Source organism: Marinobacter psychrophilus (assembly GCF_001043175.1).
GTDB classification, from domain to species: domain Bacteria; phylum Pseudomonadota; class Gammaproteobacteria; order Pseudomonadales; family Oleiphilaceae; genus Marinobacter; species Marinobacter psychrophilus.
Window position 1 is genome coordinate 1,124,706 of record NZ_CP011494.1, and the last position, 24,480, is coordinate 1,149,185.

The 24,480-nt window shown below is 56.3% G+C and carries 6 protein-coding genes and 3 pseudogenes; 5 read left to right on the forward strand and 4 right to left on the reverse strand.

Annotation, left to right across the window (positions count from 1 at the left end):
* Positions 1 to 59 precede the first annotated feature (59 nt).
* Genes ABA45_RS05040 through ABA45_RS05050 form a run of 3 tightly spaced genes read left to right on the forward strand, consistent with a single transcriptional unit; the run spans position 60 to position 17,500 of the window.
* Positions 60 to 15,824, forward strand: a complete 15,765-nt coding sequence (locus ABA45_RS05040; protein WP_198147060.1) for a leukotoxin LktA family filamentous adhesin — start codon at positions 60 to 62, stop codon at positions 15,822 to 15,824.
* Between the two features lie 42 nt (positions 15,825 to 15,866).
* Positions 15,867 to 16,409 carry a POTRA domain-containing protein gene (locus ABA45_RS05045; protein ID WP_048384566.1) on the forward strand — a complete coding sequence of 181 codons (543 nt, stop codon included), beginning with the start codon at positions 15,867 to 15,869 and terminating at the stop codon, positions 16,407 to 16,409.
* Positions 16,322 to 17,500 (forward strand): ShlB/FhaC/HecB family hemolysin secretion/activation protein, encoded by a 1,179-nt coding sequence (locus ABA45_RS05050; RefSeq protein WP_157035522.1) that lies wholly within the window; start codon positions 16,322 to 16,324, stop codon positions 17,498 to 17,500. Before ABA45_RS05045 ends, ABA45_RS05050 begins: the two co-directional genes overlap by 88 nt.
* Positions 17,501 to 17,682: 182 nt before the next feature.
* On the opposite strand, the pseudogene ABA45_RS19860 reads toward ABA45_RS05050, so the two are convergent.
* Positions 17,683 to 17,912: pseudogene (locus tag ABA45_RS19860) on the reverse strand (helix-turn-helix domain-containing protein); the annotation flags it as partial.
* A 61-nt stretch (positions 17,913 to 17,973) separates the two neighbouring features.
* On the opposite strand from ABA45_RS19860, the pseudogene ABA45_RS05060 reads away from it, so the two are divergent.
* Positions 17,974 to 18,318 (forward strand): annotated as a pseudogene (locus tag ABA45_RS05060) (IS3 family transposase); the annotation flags it as partial.
* A 131-nt stretch (positions 18,319 to 18,449) separates the two neighbouring features.
* Here the strand turns inward: ABA45_RS05060 and ABA45_RS18250 are convergent.
* Positions 18,450 to 19,298 (reverse strand): hypothetical protein, encoded by an 849-nt coding sequence (locus tag ABA45_RS18250; protein WP_157035523.1) that lies wholly within the window; start codon positions 19,296 to 19,298, stop codon positions 18,450 to 18,452.
* A 66-nt stretch (positions 19,299 to 19,364) separates the two neighbouring features.
* Between ABA45_RS18250 and ABA45_RS18855 the strand changes: the two are divergent.
* A pseudogene (locus ABA45_RS18855) lies at positions 19,365 to 19,616 on the forward strand (IS256 family transposase); the annotation flags it as partial.
* 447 nt (positions 19,617 to 20,063) lie between these two features.
* On the opposite strand, the gene ABA45_RS05075 reads toward ABA45_RS18855, so the two are convergent.
* Both ABA45_RS05075 and ABA45_RS05080 read right to left on the reverse strand, forming a co-directional pair.
* Positions 20,064 to 23,120: an EAL domain-containing protein gene (locus ABA45_RS05075; RefSeq protein WP_084708276.1), complete on the reverse strand. Its 3,057-nt coding sequence runs from the start codon at positions 23,118 to 23,120 to the stop codon at positions 20,064 to 20,066.
* A 194-nt stretch (positions 23,121 to 23,314) separates the two neighbouring features.
* Positions 23,315 to 24,322, reverse strand: coding sequence for a hypothetical protein (locus tag ABA45_RS05080; protein ID WP_048384574.1), 1,008 nt, complete (start codon positions 24,320 to 24,322; stop codon positions 23,315 to 23,317).
* Positions 24,323 to 24,480: the final 158 nt, after the last annotated feature.

Genomic DNA, 24,480 nt, shown 5'->3' on the forward strand with positions numbered 1-24,480 from the left:
ACCCGCCTCGGCTCTGCCGAATGACGCTGTACCATGACCATCACAGGTTGGGCCACAAAATGAAGTTTCCTCACCATCCACTCGTATTGGCTATGGGTCGTTGCCGGCCATTTGCACGAACATTGGCGGCGCGAACCGCGGCGTGGGGAACTTTGCTTTCGGCCGTGTCGCTGCAGGCGCTGGCGGCGCCGGCGCACAACATTGTGGTAGACGCCAATACGGCCATTGTCAGTTCGCCTGGCCCAGTTCAGAGCATCCAGAACAACAACAATGTCGTTAATGGCGTGCCTGTCAACGTGTTCAAGCATTTTGTCGTGGGCGATGGCAACACCATCAACCTGATCGTGCCGGACAATGCCGCCAGGCTGGTAAACATCGTTAAAGACAGTATCCCGGAAATTCACGGCATTCTGAATAGCTATAAGGGTGTCGATGGGGGTGGTGCCCCCGCCCTTGGCGGTAACGTCGTTTTCGCCAGTTCCCACGGCTTTCTGGTCGGCCCGTCAGGTGTGGTCAATGTGGGCCAATTGACTGTACGCACACCCACCAGCGGTGATATCGCTGAGCTGATCTCGGGCGACAAGAGCTTCGACGATACGTTAGCAGTCTCGCCTACCGGGCTGATTACCATTGCCGGCAAGATCAACGCCAAAGACGGTATTGATCTTCAGGGCGCCCTGGTCAATGTCACCAACAGTGGCAAGCTGATCGCCGGTCGTGCCTTTAATGCCAGTTATGTGGGAACGGCGGCGGTAAATAAAGGTGACTACACAGCGCCCACAGCGCTATACGAGGATGGCGGTACCATTCACATCGGCACCGGTTATGCACAGATTGCCGGCGACCTGCTGGCCGATGGCGGTATCACCATAGAGGCCAATGGCATTGAGATCACCAGCACCGGTGTGCTGGATGCCCGCGACAAGATCACTACCGACCCCAGCGGTAATGTCACGCTCACCGCCAGAAGCACCCAAAAGCTCGGGTTTGGCGTTGCACTCGCCGATTCATCCGTTACCCTTGCCGGTAAGGTTTATGCCAACGATGTTACCGTTACGGCGCAGAGCCAGGCCATCGCATCTTTCTATGAAGACCCCGTTGTGGGCCTCACATCCATGGCCATTGGCAACTCCATCGGCGCTGGCTTCTACCTGATAGCGGCGGATGCGGAAGCGTCGGTCATTGTCCAAGGCACGGCCAATGTGCAGGCTACGGGCAATGTCACCATGGCCTCCGAGTCCCATGCAGTCAGTCAGGCCAGCCAGATTACGGTCGTTGGCGGCAAAGCCTCACTGGCGTCGATTTACGGCACCGCCGACGCTATGAGCAACACCTCGATCCAGAACGGTGCCACCGTGCACTCAGGTGGCGACCTGACAGTAACGGCGCACAACGAATCCTACGTGTCGGCCAGCGCGCTGGACATTATTGTCGCTGAAAGCAATAAGGTCGTGCTGGCCATCGCAGTAGGCGAGTCGGATGTGGATGCCACCGCGGTGATTGAAAGCGGTGCGATTCTTGTCGCTAACAACCTGGTGCTGGCGGCGGAAAACCAGAATTACTACTCGGTGTCGGCCACGGCCATGGGCCTGAAGGATACCGAATACGGGATTGCCGTCGCCGTAGGCGATTTCAATACCAATGCCACGGCCGAAATGGGTGCATCGCTCGGTACTGACGCCAATAAGACCGGCAATGTCAGCATCACGGCGCTTGATCGCACGGTGCAGCAGCAGGTCAAATCGAGCGTTACCGTGGGCAGCGGTGTCGGCTTTCGTATCCTGGGATCCCAGACTGCTGCAGGAATTGGTGCCATCAAGGGTGGCGTCGACAATCTGGCTAATACCCATAAGCCGCCCGAGGCGAACGTGCCGAAAGACCCCGATGGCAAAATCGCCTTCAAAGGTGGGCTGGCCTTTACCCTGAACCTGTCCGATCACGAGGCCTATGCCTATTTGGGCAACAACATTGCCGGGCAAGCCGAAGCGCCGAAGATCAACTCCACCGGCAATTTGTTGCTGGCCAGTGCCATCGATCTGGGTACGGATAACGAATCGATTTTAGGTGGCAATGACAATGCGGCCCACGGTGATGACCAGGGTGCCTGGCGCAGTTCGGCTGAGGCCGCCGTCGCCTCACCAAGCAGCCGCACCAACGGCAGCAACCAGACCGGCTCTTCGGAAAAAAGCCTCGCGGCTGCCCTGAACTTCGCCATCAACACCGGCGATGCGGTGGCCGAAATCGGCGACTACGTGGAAATTTCTGCAGTCAATGTTGGCGTGCTGGCCCGGCAAAAAGTGCCGATTGCTACCACCTATGATAAGTGGGATTCGTTCTCCGATGTGCTGAGTAAGTTGAATGGCGTCGGCGGCTTGCAGAATAATGTGCTGACCAGCTTTGCCAATGCCGGCGCCGCAGCAGACGCCTCGGCCACCGGCGGTTCGCTGAATGTGGTCGTGAACGATCTGGATACCAAGGCCTGGATTGGCGATAACGTCAAACTCACGACCACCGGCACCGGCAGCTGGAAGGCCGGCCGGATAGTGGCGGGCAACACCGAAACACAGGTTGTGCTTGATACCACCAAACCGTTTAAAACCATTGATTACAGCTTTGACTTTGACAGTTCCGTGGATGTGCAGGCCTACAACCTGAATGAAAGTGTGCATCTGGCCGGCAACATTGGCACCTTTGTGCTGATCCCCAATAGCATTGGCACCAGTGAAAACGGCAAGTCGATCGGGGCCAGTATCAGTTTTGTCCAGCAAACCGCTACCGCGGTTGCCGGCATTGGCGCCTCCACCTTGGCGGTGGATGGCAACGTCGGTATCAAGGCGCACACTGACGAACGGCACTTCCTGGTCACTCCTTCGTCAGGCATGGGCAAGGGTATGGGCTTCAACGGCGTGCTGGCGATTCTCAACAGCGAATCGCTCACCCATGCTTCGCTAAGCAATCAGGCAAGCGTCAGTACCTCTGGTCTGGACGTGTTGGCCGATCATGACTTTGGCAACTGGGCCGCGTCGGTCGCAATCAACGTGTCTGATGAGACGGCCCTGGGCTTTTCCGTCGCGATCAACATTGCCCAAGGCGATACCAAGGCCTTTATTGGCGACAACAGCGCCGAGTCAGCCAAGGTGGCGTTCAATAATGACAGCCAGCCAGCTCCGACCGCGCCCACCACGCCCGTGCCGAACCCGCACGCCATCATTGCCAACGAAGTCAAGGTGCGCGCGCGCAGCGTCGGCACCAACGGTTCGCTGGCAGTAGCTGGCGCAGTCACTAAAGAACCGAACAATAATCCCGGCCTTGGCGAGCGCTTCGAGAACTATTGGAGTAGGCCCAGTTCGAAAGCTGCAAGCAGTTACACCGCCGCATCATCCGGTTCGGGTGATGCCTCGATCGGCAAAGCCGCCGGTGATGGAGCCAGCAGTTCGTCCGCTCCGGCCGGCGACAGCACCCCAGCGGTGAGTAATGACAAAACCGGAATAACCGGTGCCGGCAGCTTCGCCGTTTCAGTCAACAATATTGATGTCAAGGCATTTATTGATGGCGCCACCATCAGCAGCAAGGGTACCGGGGATGTCGATGTCACGGTACAGGCACTGGAAAAAGTGATTTCAGCTGCCGCTTCCGGTGGTGGTGCCATTGCCAAGCTTGGAGCTAACTCACCGTCCAAGCAGAACACCATCGCCGGGGCGATTGCGTACCAGATCAGCTTTAACGATGCGCTGGCGCGTATCCGCAACAGTACGATTACGAATGCCGGAGATGTAAAAGTGCAGGCGCTGCATGGCGGTGAGCTCTACTCGGTGGCGCTGGCGCTGGCGATTACCAGCTCGGCGCAAAATACGCAGAACAGTAACAACGGTGCGTTGTCAGTCTCCGGTGCGCAGATCTATGACGGCACCTCTGCGCGTATCGATGACAGTTCGATCACTAGCAAAAACATCGCTGCCCCCAGCCTTGAGGTGTCTGCCTACAACAACGTTGATGTCGGTGTCGGCGGTGGCTCGCTTTATCTGGGTGGCAAGCAGGGCGGCGGTCTGGCGATTACCTTTGCCGAGATCAATGACCCGAGCGCCATGCTGCCGGGGATCAATCCCGACTCAAACAATGTCCTGAGCACGGCCTACAACGAAGATGTCTACAGCGGCTCTGCGGTTGAGGCGCTCATCAGCGGTGACGGAGCACGCAGCACGCTGACCGGCTTCGACACTATTATTGTTTCGGCCAGTGCGGTGAACCGGATTGGTATTGGCGCTGCGGGTGGTGGCTACAATGGCGGCGTGGAAAACTCTCAGGGTTTCGCCGGCAGCTTTGCCGTGGGTTCGATTGGTTCCGATACCAAGGCGCTGATCAGCAAAACCGACATCAGTGGTGTGCAGACTCTTAAAGTCAATGCCAGTGGTGACGACGTTGCTTTGCTGGAGAAGGTGCTCAGTGACCTGGGTAGCAGTACTAGCAACGAGGATTATGATTTCAGTGGTGCGGGCGTCATTGATAATACCTACATATTCACGGCCGAGGATGGCAAGAAGTCAAAGTACGACTTCACGGCCGAGGATGGCAGCGACTACAGCTCGGCCGGCAAGCGCATCATTGCCGTGGCCGGTGTGGTGCAGGCAGGCAAGAGCAATGTGGGTATTTCCTATGCCCATGCCGATGTGAAGAGCGATACCTCGGCGCGCATGGCGGATGTGAATATCAATGCGGGCGAGGCCAGCACGGCCGATGTGGCCGTCAACGCCCGCGACAACTCGCTGCTGTACACCGTGGCCATCGGTGTCGGCGTCAGTACCGGTAAATACTCGGGTGTGGGTTCTGTGGCGGTCAACCGGCTGAACAACCGCGTCGAGGCTGAGATTGGCGATTGGGACGGCGTCGACAGCGGCAGCATCAATGCCCAGACGGTTGCCGTTACTGCCACCAATGACATGGATATAATCAACGTTGCCGGTGCAGTCGCAGTCGGTACTTCGGGTTCTACCGGGCAGGCAGGTGGCCTGGCGGTCGCACTCAACCTGGTGGGCACCGACGAGCACTCGACCAAGGCGCATATTGCCAATACCGCGTTGCAGGCCTCCGGCGATGTGCTGGTCAAGGCCACCAGTGGCGCGTCCGACGATCACAATCTGCTGGTTGGCAATGCTATTGCCATCGGCGCAACCTTTGGCTCAGGATTGGCTTTTGCCGGGGCGATCGGCGTCAACAATGTGGATCAGCTAGTTGAAGCAGCAATTAAGGATGTAGGGACCAATCGCAGTGCCGATGCGAGTGCCACCCAGGGCGGTACAGTTACGGTACAAGCTTATGATTTTACCGACAGCGTATCGACTGCCTGGATGGGTGCAGGTTCTGGCGGCGGCTCTGCCGGTGGCATCGCTGTGGCGACCAACCGGGTCGATTCGGATGTCAACGCGGCCGTACTCGGCGACAACGTCTCGGACGGTAGCACTACCCTAAATGTGCAGGATTTGATTGTCGATGCCGCACGTGACAACTGGCTGCTGAGCATCAGCGCCGGGGTCGCGGCCTCACCCGAGCAGAGCGCAATCGCTGGGTCAGTGAGTACCGGCATCGTTGATGGTGATGTCAGCGCTCGCATCGCAGAAGGCGCAACCGTGAAGGCCTGGAATAATGTAGCGGTCAATGCCGACGCCCTTAGCGTTAATCTGGTTGGCAGCGGCGCGCTGGGTATTGGTCTGGGTGACAAGGCCGGGGCAGTGGCGATAGCGACTGCGCTGGAATACGGCAACACCTCCGCGTCTATCACCAGTGCGAACGTCATTGCCGAAGGCAAAGGCAATAGCATAACCGTGGACAGCGGTGCACTGGCCAATTACGGCACTCTGCCGGATCTGTCGACTTCGGGTCAGGCCGAGGACGACGGTGACGACAGCAATGCCGCGCCGGTCGACCGCGACACCTTGACCACCGGTTTTGCCTTGATCAATCTGGACAAGTCCACGGAGAGTGTCGATGGCCTGGCTGTCAACGCCACCAGCCGCACCAAACAGCGCGCGATCACCGTGGGTGGCGCGGGCAGCAAATCTCTGGCGATCAACGTCAACGTGGCGACCAACAGTTCGTCCAATGCAACCACTGCCGAAATCAAGAGCAGCACGATCAATGCCGGTGTCAGCAACCAGAGCGGCGCCGATGTACTGGTTCGGGCTAACGCCCATGAAGCCGGACTTGCGGTATCGGCGGGCGTTGCCATTTCGGGTGGCAACTCGGGCGTTGGTGGCTTCTCCACCAACAGCCAGAAGAAGGCGGCCAAAGCCACTGTCGACAACAGCACGGTGAATGCCGATAACGTCAGCATCGATGTCAATAGCTCGAAAGTCGCTCAAGCGGTTTCTGCGGGTGTGGCAGCGGGTGTGGGCGGCAGCGGTGGTCTGGGTGGCGCAGCTTCGATAGTGATTACCGAACAGCTGGGAGACACCCGGGCATGGTTGCGGGGCGGTGCGTTGACAGCCAACGGTCTGACGGTGTCCTCTGATCGTCGTCAGGAAGCCAACGTGGCTGCCGGTGCCGTGGGTATAGGCGCGAAAGCGGGCGTCGGCTTCGGCATGGCGGTGAACATCATCGGCGGTGACAGCAAGGCGCTGATCGGCAACGACTTGAGTGATGCATCCGATACCCGCACCACGCAAGTGAACGTCACCGAACTTACGGTAGACGCGCAGCGCTTGGAAAATGTAAACAGCCATGCCTTCGGTGCCGGTATTTCTGCCGGTTGGGGCGCGGCGGCAATGATTGATGTTACTGAGTTCAGGGGCGAGACCCGTGCGGGTGTTTTTGGCAAGGCAAATGGTGCTGGCGGTTTGCGCACCACTATTCGTGGCAAAGATGGCATCGCGGCGGCCAATAACGTGACCCTCAGTGCCCAGGAAATTCTTGATGCCCGGCAATTCGCCTTGGGTATTGGGGTCGGCGCCAAGGTCGGCGTTGGCGTGGTCGCCAACGTTGTGCTTGGTCGCAGCCAGGTGGTTAGTGAAGTGGTGGGTGCGGATATCAAGGCCGGCCTGCTGGATATCGATGCCACCTCCCAGCGTCAGAGTGATCTGACCAGTATCGCCGGCGCAGCGGGCAAGTTCAGTGCGGCGGTGAGCATTGGTGTCGCCCTGTTTGGCCAGGGTGATACCACGGCCGATGACGGCACCAATGCCGAAGACGAGTTCGATCCTTCGCGCACAGCCGCAAACACAGTGCTGCAGACCGACACAGCCAGTTACAACAGCCATTTGTCTGACGATGACATTAGCGCTATCGAGGCGCAGTCCGGCGCAAGTATCGACCGTACGGCAGCACCGACCACCACCACGACCACCGAAGCCGGCACATCACTCAAAATATCGGGTGAAAGTGTTACCGCAGCGCGGATTTCCGGTGGCGTGATCGACGTTGACACGTTGAATGTGAATAGCCGCGCGCTGCTGCACAACAATCAATTGCTTGGCGCTGCGCAAGTCTCGGCCGCCGGGATTGCCGGCGTGATCGGCATTACCCGCATGTATGACATGAGCATTGCCACTGTCGACAGCAATCTGTCAGCGGACAACGTGGTTGTTGGCGCGACCATCGAGAATGTTTCTGATGAAGATGCTGCCGGTGAATCCAAATCGGTTGTTATTGGTTTGGGCGGCGTTAGCGTAGTGGTCAACTATGTGGACATTCGTGCGGCGAATCGCGTGGTGGCAGGTGTAACATCGGCCAGCGGTTCAGATACCGGCAACCTGATCGTCACAGCAGCAGATACCACGGAACTGCGCCTGGGTGATGTCGACCCCGGCCGGCCAGACTCGGCGACTGACGGTTCGCTGAACGTGAATCTGGGCACTGCTGCGATTGGCGTGAGCTACGGTTACGTAAAGAAGGCCAGCGAAGTGGATGCCTGGCTGGGCGAGACCGGCAAGCTGGTTGATGGTTACGACAACATGACCGTCAGTGCAAACAGTTCAGGCCTGGTCAAGAGCACGGCATTTTCCCTGGCCGGGGGTATTTCTGCGGGTATTCAGGGCGTGGTGACTGATGCCCATGACAACTCCCATGCCAATGCCACTCTGTTCGGCACCATAGGCACCGGCAGCGGCTTGCTTAGCCTGTCTGCGCAGGTGGTGCCTGAGCTTTACTCCAGCGCCTACGGTGTGACGGTCTCCGGCGGCTACTCCATGGGCGGCTCCTTTGCCTACGCCATGACCGACGCCGAAGCACGGGCGACCGTGGCCGATGGTGTGACCTTCACCGGCAGCGGTGACGTGATTGTGCGCAGTGAAGTCGGTGATGGCGCGGATGCCGACTATGAAGCCGCCCATGCCGCTGCATTCGCCGCTTCTGGCGGCTTGATGCTGGGTGTGGCCGGTGCTGAAGCCCGGGCCAGCAACAATGCTCAGTCAGTGGCCAGCGTGGGTGACTACGTCACCATTCCGGATGCCGACTTCGAAGTTTACGCCCGGCACACCGGCGTGCAGATCGCCGATGCCGACGGTTACTTTATCGGTGCCTTTGCCGGCGGCTACCAGGTGGGTCTGGCGGAGTCCTTCAGCTCGACCCGGGTAGAATTTGGAAAAGACCCGATGGCAGCCCTGGAGCGCACGGGTGATTTGATCCTTGACGCCAGCAGCCAGAATGACAACCAGTCGTTCACCACCGCTGGTGGTGGTGGTTTTCTCTCCGGCAGTGCGGCGGAAGCGGTGGTCGAGGCGGGCGATCATGCCGACGACAATTATGCGGCTGCGGTACTGGTAGATGACTGGTCCAGCGGTTACCGCACAGTACCTATCGACGCTGGCAATGTGGTCATGCGTGCGACCAATGAGGTCAACTTCTTTGCCGGCACCGACTCGACCACGGTTTCCGTGGTGGGCGGTTCAGGCGCTGTTTCGGATGTCGAAATCAATACCAATGCCAAAGTGGTGCTGGGTGAAAATGTCAGTCTGAGTGCGCTGGATATTGATATCGACGCACTGAACCAGGCCAGTCAGATACAAACGCCGTGGGATGCCAGTTACACCACCAGCGTGTATGGCGCCGGGGGCGGTGGTTTCAACGGCACGGCGGCACTGTCCAACCAGAATATCAAACACCTGTTAGCGGCGGTGGAGGTTGGCAAAGATGCCGTGCTGAAGATTTCCGATCAGGCCGGGGATTACGAGGACTACCGCAACGGCATCAGTCTGGATGCCGCTACCGGGTTTTTCGTCAATGACAAGGTGGTGATCGAAGTCGGTGGCAACTTGCAGGGTGCCGGCGCGGAGTCGGATGTTGATGTGCGGGCGCGCAATCAGGTCACCCTGGCAGAGGGTGTGCAATTGCTCAATGCCTGGGGCGGGGTCGGGTTGGGTACCTATTCGTCCGGCAGTGCCGCGGCGGGGGCGAATGTCAGCGTATGGGCTGTGGCCGGCGTGGCCGGTGGTATCTCCGATGTCCGTGTCGATGTCGAGAATACCCTGAAACTGGGTAAAAACCTCGTGGTTGATGCCTACGGCCAGATCAGCCTGTATGCCGGTCGCGGCTCCGGTGGCGCGCGTCAGAACCAGCTGGTTGCCGACGCCCGCAGCAATATCTATAACTGGACTGCGATTCCGATCCCGGCCGGCAACAAGGCTGAAAGCGATATCGTGCTCGACAACAAGGTGCTGTTCGGCGACAACTTCACCATTGGCAGTGACGGTCATGTCGGTATTGGTGCGATCGAGGGATCCACCTACGCCCGCGCTGCCGGTGTCGAAAAGAACCCTTACCTGGAGCTGTTCAGCACCGAGACCACCTTCGGTGCCAGCGACAAGGATGTGACCAATGTCCTGACCTTCAATGGCAGCGGCTCTGTGACCGCCGGGCAATACGCCTATCAGTCGGTGACAGTTAACGAAGCAGGCACAATTACCCGCCAGCTCTATCGGGATGGCACGGCCGAGCAACAGGCCGACATGTATTCATCGCGTGCCGAACTGCAGGCCTTCATCAACGATTTGAATGCACAGATCGCGGAGCTGGAGAACTGGACCGGCGCTACGGTCACCGAAGGCGCCGAACTGGGCGCCGGTGACGAGGCTGGCGATGGGGCCGGCAGCAGCACCGGCACGAGCATCAGTAGCACGACCGGCACTAACCCTAACGTGGGTGAAATCGAAGACTTGCAGAGCCAGGTGAGGCTGTTGTCTGTGATCGTCAACGACCTCTCCCCACAGGAGAATGTCGTCATCAAGGTTGCCGATGTTCGGGCCTCGGCCGGCAATGTCAGTCTGACCGCTGACACGATCAATCTGGCTGCGGGCAGTACGTCCAACTTTACCGCTAAAGGCGATGCGAACATTATTATCGACAACCGGTCCGACCGTCATCTGATGCTGGCGGATCTGGCGATTGCCAACCAGACCGGCGGCAATGTGTTTGTCACCGGCGGCGCCAACCTGAGCGCGAGCTTTATTGATGAGCAGACCGGTGAAGCGCAGACCACCTTCGGTTCCGGTATTTACGTCACTCATTCGCCGAATCCGAACGGGGCGAATGTCAAGAACTCCGACGTGATTATCGATGGCGACATCACCAACCTGCTGTCCAGCGTCAATATTACGGTTGATGAAGGCGACTTGATTCAACAGGGGCAGATCCGGGCCAACGCGGTTAACCTGACTGTGGTAAACGGTAACCAGCTGGTTAACACCCCGAACGAAGTCAATTACCCCGGTCGCAACCCCACCGCACTTGTCAACTTCACCGATGGGTGGAGGCCGGCGAGCGCAACGGAGTTCGTGCAGTATTATCTGAATGACAAGTATTCGACGGAGATTAGCGACACGGGCTTTGATGCGTTCAATAGTTGGTTTACCGGTGAAGCCTTGGACTTCCCCAATAGCAGTTTTCCGCTCAATAATCCCTACTACTCGTCGTCGCCCTACGGCTACGACCAGCTGAACATCTATTTCAACTGGGGCTTCAGCGAGGCCAGAGATACCAGTGCATTCACTGGCATTAATCCTGTGGTGTTTGATTTGGTAAAAAACGACTCCTCACGAGGTGGTGGCACCTGGAAATTCCGGCGGATTGCCGATTACCAGGACGACCGGGGGCTGTTGCGGACGGCCAGCTACCAGGATGTTAACGACGAGCTGGGAGGCGCCAGCGCCTCGATTGTTGCGGGCAAAGTCATCATCAACGCCAGGCGCGTGGACATTAACGGCCTCATAGAATCGGGCACCGACAATAGTTCGTCGGTCAACATAGGGGCTGGTTTTGACGCCAAGATTAAGCAGTATGTAAAGGATGCAGGTCTGGCTCCAGGGGATATCATCAATCTGACGCCGGGCGAAGCCAAATTCCTGAGGGTTGTCAACCCGGACTATCAACCGTTTTATTTCTTGCCGGACTACGATCGGGATTATTATAAGACCACGGCCTACACCTTCGATATCGCTAGTGCAGCGGGGACGTCGGGGATCAAGCTGAAATACGATGTGGCCTCGGCAGCTCTGCGCATTGATGATATCCCGGCCAATAGCGGTGGTTATGTGGACATCGTCGCGCGCATCTCCTCGACCGGCCCTGACGGCAAGATCGTCGTTAAAGATGGTCTGGGTCAGATCGCCATTAACAACGATTCCAACAGCCGGCTGGAGGTTGGTACGCTCAGCGCGGGCGACGATGCCACGGGTATTATTCGCATCACGGACCTTGAAAAAAACAGCCGTGTGTCGCAATGGTACGTCCATAGCCCGGGCGGCCAGATCAGCCAGTATCAGACCAGTTACCTGGCGGGGTCGCATCTTGATCCGAAGACGTCAGTCCGAATCGGCAGCTTTGGTGGCACCGGCACCACCTCATTTACGACCTACCAGCCGCTTGCCGGGCAGCTGTTCTACCTCCGCGAAGATGCGACGGTCACGCGAGACTATACGCAGCCGGCGAACGGCTACCTGAGCAATTACCCGAACACGGTTACTGACTGGAACTATGGCCCCGATAACATCAATGACTGGAATACCACATCCAGCAGATATACTACCTGTGGCTCCAAACCCGAGGCCTGCTCCGGCGGCGTCGCCGCGCAATACCTCAAGCAGACATACGCTGCCGCCGGGAACCCGGTCACCAGCGCCTTTAAGTGGAACCTCAGTTACAGCGATTACTACGGTAACGGCCTGACCAATGCTGACCCTACCGTGCGCATTGCCACCCAGCTGAGTATGGTTGCCAACACCTACGTCAAGGCGGATCACTCGATCCGTTTGGAGTTCACCGGTTTGGCGCAAGGCAATATCACTCTGGACTCGCAGTCACCGATTCAGTTGACCGGCAACATCTACAACCCGAGGGGCACGACCAATATCCTCACCGACGCCGACTTGACGGCCTCCAGTGCCTCGTCGATCAACTCAGGTATCACTCGTATCCGGGCCAATGGCGATATCGGCAGTGTCGGTAACGCGCTGGGGATCACTACCAACGAACTGTCCTTGCAGTCTGATAACGGCTCGCTGAGCTTCAATGCCACCGCCATGGGCTCGGCACTGGCCATTGATAAGCTGTCGGCGAAGTACGGCATTCTGGGTTCGGCAGACAAGAGCATTGTTGCCAAAGATGCTAACTCGCTGATTTCGGCCAACACCATTAATCTCACCAGCCTGTCGGGCAGTATCGGTAGTCTCGGCACGCTGAGTGACCCGGCAAGCTACAACTACATCAATATCGCATCAACCGGCGCTGTGTCCCTGCATGCCGCCAACGACATTGTGGTTTCGCAAGCTAGCGGTGATCTGGCAATTAATCGTATTGAGGCCAACGACAATGTGGTTATCCGCCTGGGTAATGGCAGTTTAACCAATGCTCTTGGGCAGCAACAGAAGTCCGTGAAGGAACTGGCCTATGACGCTTCGGTATGGGATTCGCTGAGCCTGCTCGACGGTACCGCCGGTGAGCGAGCGGTGACGGCCTACCAGAACCAGTTCAACAGCAAATATCACAACTACTGGATGCTCAAGCAGCGCCTGAGTGATGATAGTGACAGCGGCTTCGCCATTGATGCTGTGTATCTGGATGCCATGAAAATCCGTTACGACACTGCGGATGTCGCGCAGCTGACCGCACGGGTGAAGGCAGAGTATCGGGCACTGGATGACTGGTTTGTTGATCAGGTGGCAACGCCTGATGTCTACGCCAATGCCGCCGATGCTATTGGCCAGGAACAGAAAGGCACGCTGGTCGGCTACGACTACGGCGCGCTGTTCACCAGCGCTTATAACGACAGCTTCCGGCTGGATATTGATGCTGCCAGCAGCTGGTATGCCAATATGGTTGAAGGCTCGACCTGGGCCCAGAGCCAGCTCGACATCAGTATCTCCGCCGCGGCTTTGAGTGCAGACGCAGCGGGCCAGTTGACGGATCGTGAGGCCAATATCGTTGCGCCGAATATCCATCTGATGGCTGGCAACGGCGGCGTCGGCAAGAATCTGGCTGACCTGGTGTTCAGCGTGCCCCGTGACAATACCGCAACCATCACCAATGAACAGAAATCGGCGTTGCTGTCGGCCGGGCCGGGAGACATCTCAACGAACCTGACCAGCAGCGCGGTAACCTTGACCGTCAAACAGGTTGATCCGATCAAGGTCGACACCACTGGGGCGCTCAATGTGGCCGCCCGTGATTCCATCTTTATCGAGTCGGCCTCCTCATTGACGGTCGGTGAAATAGCCTCTGCCAATGATGATGTCCGTCTGATCGTTGATGGCGCAATAGCGGCGCAAGCCGGGGTCAACAATATCAAGGCGCATGATCTGTACCTGGCCAATACCCAGGGTGATATAGGTTCGGCTACCCAGGCCATGGGTGTGCAGCTTTCGGGGGCCTTGCGTCAGGCCGGTGCGGCCAATGATCTGTACCTCAGCCACAGTGGCGCCGACTTGCGGGTTGGCTCCGTGGCGGCCGGCGGCATTCTGTCATTGTTCAATGATCAGAACATACTCGGCTACGACGCCAACCACTTCTTGCAGGGTTCAGACATCGCACTGGACGCGGGCTTGAGTGATCTCGGAAGTTCGGCCAACGGGTTGAATCTGACGCTGAACGGGTCTGGCGAGCTTACCGTAAACGCCGCCAATGCCTGGCTGGATGTGCGCAATACCACAGACTTCAGTCTGGGGGATGTGACCATAGCTCAGCGCTTCGATCTGACGTCCGTGGGCGACGTGGATCTGAGGGGCGATCTGAGTGCTACCAGTCTAAGCCTTGATCTGGCGGGTGCGCTTGGTGCCAACGGAGCACCGCAGGTCACGGTGTCAGACGATCTGGCGATTTCAGCCTCTGCCATTCAATTGGCGGCAGCGGCCATCCGTGCGGGCAGCGCAACGCTGGACGCGACGGCCGGTGCGCTCAGCGTCGGCGATCTGTCGACAACTACCGGTAATCTGGCCTTGCTGGCCACGGGTGCACTGACCACTTCAGGCGCCGTGGATGCCGAGGGTGAACTGACTGCCGATGCCCAGAGCATCAGCATGGACATCGGCTCGACTTGGCAGGGGCGTGGCAATGCCACGCTGACGGCAGTCGACGACCTGACCCTGCAGGCATTGAGCTTCGATGGTGACCTGGATATTGACTCGACTCAGGGCAGCATCAGCCTTGATGGCCCGGTCAATGCGGGCGCATCGGCGGCAATCAATGCGAAAACTCTGGCAATGGGCTCTGGCTCACGTCTTGACGCGGCGGGTCAGGTGAGTATTAACACTGCGGGTGACATGCAGTTAGCGGCACTGGAAACGTCGTGGAATGGCGATGATGCGGTCCGCCTGAACAGCGGCGGCACCATTACCGGGCGTAAGGACACGCCGGTGCACCTGCGTGCCACCGGACCCCGGGCCAAGGGCAGTATCAGCGCCGTCACCGGCATGGGTGACCCGCTGGTGGTGGATATGCCCTGGTTGTCGGCGGAAACCCAGAATGGCGATATCAATATTGTCGCAGAGCGAGGCCTTTATTCGCCATTTTTGCGGGCGCCCAATGGCAATGTGATATTGAGAGTGGCTGGCAGCCTGAGCTTTGGCGAACTGATTGGAAATCCTTATTTGTGGATAGACGGCGCTATCGACGGCGACTCGATCATCATGAAGCAAGGCAAGCTGGCCTCCAGCCAGGGCTTGAGGATTGGTCAGATTGAGTTAAATGGTGGTGGACCTCTGGCACTGGAAGCGCCCACGATTGATGTCGGCGTAGACAGTAAAGGGGCGGTCAGCACCTATATGTCGCTGCAAGGATTCGAGGGCGTTAGCGCAGATGAAATTAATGTGCAGGTGGTTAATACCCGTAAACTTTATATTGACAGGTTCAAATCGAAAGAAGGCTCGTTAAGCGTGGATGGTGATTTGAATCTGGACAAAGCCGTGGTGCTGGACAGTCTGGAAATGCAAACCGCTGACCTGACTCTGAGCCTGAACAATGATGACTTGCGTCCACGGGATGTGAGTGGGCAGCTGGTCGCTCCGGGCACAGAGTTCTGGCTTGACACCCGGGGCTTTGAGCTGCGTACCAATGCCCGCGTAAGCCGCTATAGTGACCCACTGGTGATGTTTTTCTACCGGCTGGAAGTGCCGCAGGCGCTGGAAGAGCTTTCAGCGCAGCGACTCAGCGCGGAGTACATCATGCAAACCCGGATGCGCGAGCCCCCGCTGTTAGAAACGAGCTTCAGTATTCCGGAGAGCTCGAGCTACTCGGAGCGCACAGTGAACTTTGGTTCACAGACCGTAAACACCGCAGAGCAAAACTTGAACGGGGAGGCTGACGTACCGCCGGCAGACGAGATTTTACTGGAAATTTCTTCCAGGTAGCCAATCGATCATGGACCCTCGTCTATCAATCAGGAATATTGAATGAATTATTGGCGTCTCGCTCCGCAGATTATCATCTTCAGCATGCTCGCCCCGATTGCGTATGCGGTAACTCTTCCACCGGCTGCCGACCCCGCCAGTCGTGAAAGGGAACTGCTGCAACGTGAACAGGACCTGCAACAACGTCGGGAGATTCAGGAGCGTGAACAGCCGTTGGTTGCTCCTGATGTAATAGAAACAACCGATGAGGGGCCCTCTTTTGAACTCAAAAGTGTGCGTTTTACCAAATCAGAGCTGTTTACTCCGGAGGAGCTGAAAACAATCGTGTTGCCTTACCTTGGCAAGGAATCGCGGTTATCCGACCTGAATCGGATGGTGGCACAGATCAACGCGGCCTATCAGGCAAAAGGCATCTATACGGCCACTGCGTTACTCCCCAAGCAGGCAATTGAAGGCGGTGTTGTGATCATCCGTCTGGTGAAGGAAAATTGGGCGAGATGCTTATTGAAGGCAACAGCTATCTGCCAGGCCCTTATGTGCGCGAATGGGCGCCCTTGCCTGAAGATACAATACTGCTCGATATGAAAGCGCTGGAAAGCGATATTCTCAAGTTCAATCGGGTCAACGACGCCCGGCTGCAGGCCGAGCTGCGAGCAGGCAAGGATTTTGGTCTCACCGATATCGTTGTGGTGGTGGATGAGCCGCTGCAGGATAACGTTGAGCTGTTTGTCGATAACTATGGCTACGCGAGCTCCGGTGAAGTTGAACTAGGCGCAATCTATCGCCGCCAGGACATATTTACCGGGAGTGACAGGGGCTTGCTCTATGCCCTGGTGTCGGATGGTAACCAGGCGTTCTCGTCCATCTATAGCGCACCGGTCAAAGCCAGTGGCTGGCGGCTTGGTGGAAGCCTCGCGGTGAACCAGTCAGAGGTGACTGAGGGGGATTTTAAGGACCTGTCGGTTGAGGGGGATTCGGTCAGCCTGACGCTGGATGCATCCTGGCTTGCTATTTCGACCAGTAATTTCTGGCTCAACGCGCTGGGCTCTGCGATGCACTCGGTTTCGAAAACGTCGGTGCTTGGCCAAGATATCAGTGACTATGACATTAACAAACTCAATACCGGCGCGCAGTTCACCTGGTTTGGCCCGAACTGGCAATTATCAGGCCGACAACTGGTTGGCTGGGTGAGCACCCACAACAAGTCAGCCAGCGGAACCGATCAGAGCTTTGCCGTGCTGACCGGAGACGCCAGCGGCTATTACCGGCCAGGTCAGTCCAACTGGTACGGTCTGGTGCAGATGGATTATCAGTACACCAATGAGAAAGCGATTCCCGGTGCTGTGGCCTACTCCATCGGCGGGCCGACATCGATTCGCGGGTATGTGCCAGGCCTGATCAGCGGCGACTATGGCATTCAGACCAGTCTTGAAGCCCATTACAGTGGGCTGAGCGTGCTGGGCGGAGCCCTTGACCCCTTTGTGTTCTATGACATAGGCACCGTGCTTTCCAGAAATCCCACGCAGACTCCCGAGGCTGCGGGCGTGGGCCTTGGTTGGAGCGGTGTTAAGGGCGTCTCGGTGAATATGACCTATGCAAATGCCCTGGCCGACATTGTGCCGGAACAGGATGACTGGGTGTTTTACACGCGTGTGAGCTGGGAGTGGGGGCGTTAGCCGGACACAACAGCTTGCACCATCGGCGTCACCTTTTCTTGCTGGAGCGCCTCAAGCATTTCGAATCGCCGGAATTCTGCAGTAGCGGCCGACCTCTCTACAAAGTGCCGAAACAACGCTCGTTGTATCTTTGCCTGCAACGTGAACCAGCATGGTCAATCTAGACTGTCGCTCTACAAGCGTTGCAAATAGGCCCCGTGAGATGCTCGCCAGTGTTGAGCACCCTGGCGGATCTGGAACGCCCAGGTGGAGCAATACCACCATGCATCGCAAGCATTCCAGTGATCGACCCTGCATGCTTTCCCAGGGCCCGCCCAATCTCACTGAGCGACTGACCTTTTTTCCACCTTTCCCATAGCTCCTGTTTCTGCTGCGGCGTTAGTCCTCTGATTTTTGAGACGTGCGGTTGCATCATGAAAACTCCGGAGAACACCAAAGTGCATTATGTTGCACTGACCGGTTGAATCTACCACCGCTCTCTTGATGTCGAACGAGTGGTTCTGCGAGCTGATGTAAACCGGATATTTCGCAAGAGTCGAAGCTCGGCAGGAAACCGGATGATCACCACCATGCTCAACAACGAAGACGTTTTGATTAGACGCTTCAAGGTTCGTCGACTGATGAGTGAACTGGGGCTGATCTGCAAACAGCCAGGGCCGCATGCATACAAACAGGCAACAGTAGAGATACCAGACATTCCCAATAGACTGAATCGTGAGTTCGGCGTCAGTCGCCCAGACCAGGCCTGGTGTGGCGATATCACATACATCTGGGCTGGCCAGAAATGGAGCTATCTGATGGACTACTTCAACCGACAGCGCCCCCACACGTTTAATGACGGTATGTCACCTGTGGTCGCCGAAGAAAAACTTAAAAGACTGTCTGGAATTAGTTGACCATTACTATCAGCCGCATGATGTCTACGTGCTGCTGACGAATAGGCGTAAGGTTAAGCTGACTCAAGATGTTGCTCCTTTATCCAACGGTATAGCTCTTTTGAAGCGGATGTCGATAGGCTCGGTTCTATTTTTTTAAGCATCTCTCTTAGCTTCTGCTGGTCCTCGTTCACCGGAAACCAATCATCCACTCGGTAAGAGTCCAACCCCTTGCCGTCATGCAGTCTCGCATAGACGAGATCGGTCATAGCTCGATAATGGCTAGCTGCAAAAACAGGATAGGACTGTTCCAAACCACAGCGCACCAGATCTGCTGAGCGATCCTCTACCTCTTCTAAACCTAAGATGGATGTTGTATCGGGCATATCAATACCTGCCACCTGGAACGGACCTGCTGTTCGGCCATGTGTGCCTTGAAACACCTCAATGAAATGCCAGTCACCGGTTCCCTCCTTTGAAGGGATATTCAATGCCGTTGCGCCAGTTAGATACCGATTTTTAGTGGTTTGAGGAATCCCCACTCCTGCACCATTGGGCTCGCCTGCTGACCTTAATTGACTCGCAAAATGCTTGACTGCTGCTCTACCCAAGCTAGAAAGCCGAATCTCCTTATGCTTTGCGTTCAAGGAACTCTTGCGTAGAGAGATCAAAGAACAGCGCTCAGACAGCTTGGAGATTGATCGACTAAAGGTTGATAACGATACCGGTACTTCATTTCTAATGCTTTCAAGCGCCACCCAGTAGCCAGGTTTAAAACGCGCAAGCAGGAGCAGCATCTTCAGCTCAGTGACCTTCAGATCATCCATTACAGGCTTGGCGCTTAACCCACGAACGCCTGCCTCAAAGAACGCTGCTTGCTTTGAAAGTGATTCCTGATGGACTGTTTGACCTTGCGTTTCCACGACCATGCCTCATTGATTCCGATATCGAGATTATATAGCATTTTCGCCCATTGAGCATTCCCCTCCCTTGATCCGCTTACCGAGCTGCTGAGATCTGGCGCCCGGCAACTGATCGCACAGGCGGTGGAGGCTGAGTTACAAAGGCTGCTAGATCAGCATGCTGACAGGCGCCTTATCGATGGCTGTCAGGCCGTCGTTCGTAACGGTCATTTTTCGAAGCGAACCGTGCAAGCCGGTATTGGTGACCTACGTGGATCGGAGGTCGGCTTCAACAGCGCTCTGCTGCCGCCTTACCCCAAACGGGCACGCCACGTGGAAGCGCGGCACAGAGTCCCGTGTCGCCGGCTGAAATTTATCTCGGGCGCCGCCGAACGACATATAAAGGCGCTGACCTCTATGATCGAGGATCGCGGATCAGAGGTGTTGGCCGCGAGCGCCGCGTTCGATATTTTAGAAGCGATCGTAGACCTTGAGTTGGAACTCATTTCATTTTCTTGTCTGTTAACTGCGGTAGTTTCGTCAGAGCGGGTATCCACTGCCTAATTGACTCCCTCGCTGTTAGTGGATGCCTGCTTTCTGGCATCTATTATCCATTGTTCTAGTTGGTCTAGTGTTCGGCGTTAACTATCTTGGCCGATCACCCTAATTGTCGCCGAACAGGAACAGGATGACTGGGTGTTTTACGCGCGTGTGAGCTGGGAGTGGGGACGATAGCCGGACACAACAGCTTGCACCATCGGCGTCACCTTTTTTTATGCTCAATCCTTAGCCCTTATCGCGGTCTATGATCCACTGCTCCAGTGTGCTGGCCTCCATGGGTTTTCCGAAATAGTAACCTTGGATAGTGTCGATGCCTTGTTCCACTAGGAACAGAAACTGTTCTTCGGTTTCCACCCCTTCGGCCAGCACCCTGAAACCAAGGCTGTGGCCCAAAGCCGAAACGGTTCGGATAATGGCCACGTCATAGGCGTCGTCTGGCAAGTCGTCTATAAACACCTTGTCAATTTTAAGGCAGGTTACCGGCAGGTGCTTGATGTGGGCGAGGGATGAATAGCCGGTGCCAAAATCGTCGATGGCCAACAGCACGCCCATGTCCCGCAATGCCTGTAACAACCCGATGATGCGGTCATCCCGCTCCAGAGCGCCTTCGGTAATCTCAAGTTCCAGCATACTTGCCGGTAATTGATGTTTGGCTAGCAGGTCGCGGACATGATCGGCGAAACCCGGCACCAGTTGCTGTGGCGCAATGTTCACTGCCACCTGCGGAACAGGGTGGCCCTGGTCGCGCCAGCGAGCCATTTGCACCATGGCTTTATCGAGTACCCAGTCGCCCAGCAAGCCGATTAGCCCCAGCTCTTCGGCCAGCGGAATAAACGTGACGGGCGACATCAAGCCGTTCACTGGATGCTGCCAACGCACCAGCGCTTCAACTCCGAGCAGTTCCGCAGTCTTGCAATCTATCTGGGGCTGATAATTCAGCGTCAGTTCGTCGTTCCGAATCGCCCGGCGAAGCTCACTGGCAACCTCGAATTTGCGTTGCAGGCGCTCGGCCAGCAAGGGTGTAAACAGCTCTATGCTGGATGGCCCGCGTTCCTTGGCAAGATACAACGCGGTTTCCGCGGCTTGCATCAGCCCTTGGGCGTCGGCGGCATCTTCGGGGTAGAAACTTATGCCCACGCAAGCGGAGGGGATCAGTTCATGGCCCGCCAGCTTCAACGGTTTGGCGAGCGCATTGAATAACGTCTGCACAATAACCGCAATGCCATCACGGTTTGTGACCTGCTCCAGCACCAGCACAAACTCATCGGCGCCCCAGCGGCACAGCAGTCCATTTTTTGGGCAAGCTTCGGCCAGGCGCTGGGCGACCGCTTGCAGAAAACGGTCACCGGTGTGATGGCCCTGGGCATCGTTGAGCAGTTTGAATCGGTCAATGTCGAGAAACACAACGGCAACTCCAGGCACAGCCTGAGCTTTTTCCGCAATCACATGGCGGACTTTGTCGAGGCAGTACTGACGGTTGGGCAAGCCGGTAAGTAGGTCGTGGTTCTGAGCAAAAAACAGATTGTTTTCGGCCTCTTTGGCTTTGGATACATCGGAAAAAACCGCCACATAGTTGCGGATACTGCCGTCGTTGTTACGAATGATGGAAATGCTGCCCAGCTGAGGATAAACCTCGCCATTTTTGCGGCTGTTCCATATTTCACCTTTCCAACGGCCTTTTTCGCTCAGGGAACGCCACAACGACTCATAAAAATGAGCCGTGTGAATTCCCGACTGTAAAATCGAAGGGTTACGGCCTATCGCTTCCTGCGAGGTGTAACCGGTAATTTCACAGAACGAGCGGTTAACGGACTGGATCCGTCCATCGGCACCGGCAATAACCACGGCTTCAGACGTCTGGTCTAGAAATGTTTGGCTGGTAACCGGTTGCTGATCATTGCCGTCTTGGTCTTGCTGTTGCAGGCTATTGTGTTGGTTTAGCTCCTCGATAAGCCGCTGATATTTCTGGCGTTGGCTCACATCGTGAGCGCTCAGAACCACGCCTTGGCCAGGGCCGGCGCTGCTTTCAGGCTGCCACATCGTGGCTTCTACCCACACTGAATGGCGGTCTGTATGCCGAAATTTGAGAGCGATTTTTTGCGTTACTCCGGCTTGCTCCAACGCTTGCTGGCCTCGTTCGAAGGCGTCGACGCCTTCATCGTTCAGCAAAAGGGTGAAGGGAGTTCCCTGCAGGCTTTCTACGGTGTGGCCCAGCAGGGATTTTACAATTGACGAAACATAACTAATCGTACCGTCGCCCTGTAAACGCACGGTCATGTCATTGGACAGCTCCGCCAGTCTGCGGAAGTCCTGTTCTGATTGCAGCAGTGGCTGCTCATTGCGCTGCAAATCTGGCAATTTGATGGAAATGGTTCGGCCGATAAATTCGTACAGCTTCCGTTCCCGCAGGGTTACATTTTTCGGGGTGTTGTGATGACACATCAGCAAGCCCCAGAGCCTGCCATTCTGGGTCAGCGAAATAGTCAGAGCAGCTGCTACACCCAGGCTGCCCAGATGTTCCAAGTCAACCAGTGGCAGCGAACGGTACGCCGAATAGGTCATATCCAGAGGCTGGTCGGTATCAATGTCCGGGGCGCCGTGCACAGGCACCGTGGCGCACTTTCTGTTCGCGGTCACCCAAGTCAGGTTTTGACTACGAAGCGCCTGGGTCTGGGCCAGAATATCCGACGCCGGAAAACGGTTTCCCAGACAGCTGTTCATTTGCGTTGAACGGCTTTCTGCGATCACTTCGCCATCGCTGTTGTGATCGAATTGATACATCATCACCCGATCGTAACCGGTTACTTGGCGCACCAGTTCTGCCACTTTGTGGGTGTAGCTGTGTAAATCCTGCTCGCGGTTAAGCTGCCATAGCAGAGCCCGTGTGGGTATGAACAGCTGGCCGAAAAGCGCATTCTGATCCTCATTCTGGGCCTGCAGTTCCAGTTCTACCAGCCAGCGGTGGTTGTCATAAGAGACCGCTGCGTTACAGTTCAACCAGTTGTCGCCCTGGCGGATTCGCAGGTTCAGCAATCCGAAAGAGCGCCAGTCACCCAGGCCTTTCAGGCTGTGTATCTGTTCGATGTCGGCGGTGTTGGTAAACTCATCAACATTGCGCCCGAGCACTGCGGTGTAAGGCAGTTGCAGCAATTCATCAACGTTTTCGCTGCAGTACTGGATGAAGAGCTGGCTATCCAGTACCAGTAACACACCCTGGGGTTGAATGGATTCGGTTTTCTGTAACCGCTTTTTTTCTGAGTCGGCGTGTTTCTGCGGTGACATGTCCATCCAGAAATTGTGAAATTAGAGAAACAGGGTGCAAGCGTAAATGCTAACCTACTGTTGATTAAACTTATTTACTATAACAGGGGCCTGCAGATTTGTTTCACAGAATTACTGAGTAGTGACACTAATGTTGGTCCAAAAGAACAGCAAGCGGGGCATTGCTGCCGCAACCTGGGCTTTGGTCCGCGTTATCACGGCAGGTTTTCGCGCCAGCGCTTGACCTTCACCTGCGTTTTTACGGCTTCCAGAATCTCCTGAATCATCTCGATCAGCGCCTGGTTAGCCTGCTGCTCCTTGTGCGCTGATTGGCTGTTTGGCAACACAGCGGCCACCAAGTCGTCAATAAATGCGTGATTGGCGCTTGAAGCCAGGTCTTCCAGAATTTGATGAACAATGTTGGCGACAATATCCCCCACCGAATCTTCCAGGGTGCGGGCGATAGTTCCACCAACTACAGGTAAAAGCTTCAAGCGCGATAGTTCGATGTTTTGCTGCAGAGCGTGGTCAACCCGAGCTTCCAGATAGTTGCGCAGGGCGCCACGGTTCGGCACGTAGCTTTCTGCGGCGGCCTTCGCAACTCGGGCAGACAGCCAGTTACTGATCATTTGCCGCCGCGGATAAAGCACCTGCTGCTGAATTTGGCTCACCAGCGGTGAACCCCGGCCAGCTTCGCTTTGAATGCCACTGATGACTTTTAAAACGATCCGGTCTGAAATCTCTTCCATGAACGCTTCGTAATAGAAGTTAACGAACTGATAAGCCCGATACTGGGTAATATCGATGATGCCGTAACGGTGTAACCGGTGCACAATCGAGATAACTCGCAGCAAGCGTAAAATACGGAAGCCACCGATCGGTATACAGCCCACCAAGTCGTACCAGTGAATGAATGGGTAGAAGTACCAGCGGCCGTATTCGCGGGTTTTCGCGGCGTGGCCCCAGCGGACAAAAAATTCTGCCAAAAAGACGGCTACAAACACTAAGTCGTAAAAAATAAAGTTTTCGTGAATTGGCTGATAAGCCGCTTGTAGTGCCGGTAAGATCTCTTTCAAGGTATTCTGAATGGCGACAAAGCTGTAAATAGAATCCCAGATGATAAAGGCCATATTCACCATCAACAGGCCCAGCATCAGAAAATCCAGTAGAAACCAGATAAACTCACGGCTGGATCTGAGTTTTTGACGGTTTATATTTGACATGATGAAAGAGGTCCGGCTGGTAACGTGTGAGCGTTTTAAAGAAGCTTGCTCGCCAAGGTTAGCGCATTTTAGGTAGCTGAACGACTCGTCAGCAGTGGGTAAGCTAACTGCGACATCTTATAAAAAATTTCAGGCGCGCCAGATTGCATAGACTGCTG

Coding starts and splice junctions, on each gene's coding strand:
- ABA45_RS05040 (WP_198147060.1), top strand. CDS start 60: ATGAAGTTTCCTCACCATCCACTCGTATTGGCTATGGGTCGTTGCCGG.
- ABA45_RS05045 (WP_048384566.1), top strand. CDS start 15,867: ATGAATTATTGGCGTCTCGCTCCGCAGATTATCATCTTCAGCATGCTC.
- ABA45_RS05080 (WP_048384574.1), bottom strand. CDS start 24,322: ATGTCAAATATAAACCGTCAAAAACTCAGATCCAGCCGTGAGTTTATC.
- ABA45_RS05050 (WP_157035522.1), top strand. CDS start 16,322: ATGCTTATTGAAGGCAACAGCTATCTGCCAGGCCCTTATGTGCGCGAA.
- ABA45_RS05075 (WP_084708276.1), bottom strand. CDS start 23,120: ATGTCACCGCAGAAACACGCCGACTCAGAAAAAAAGCGGTTACAGAAA.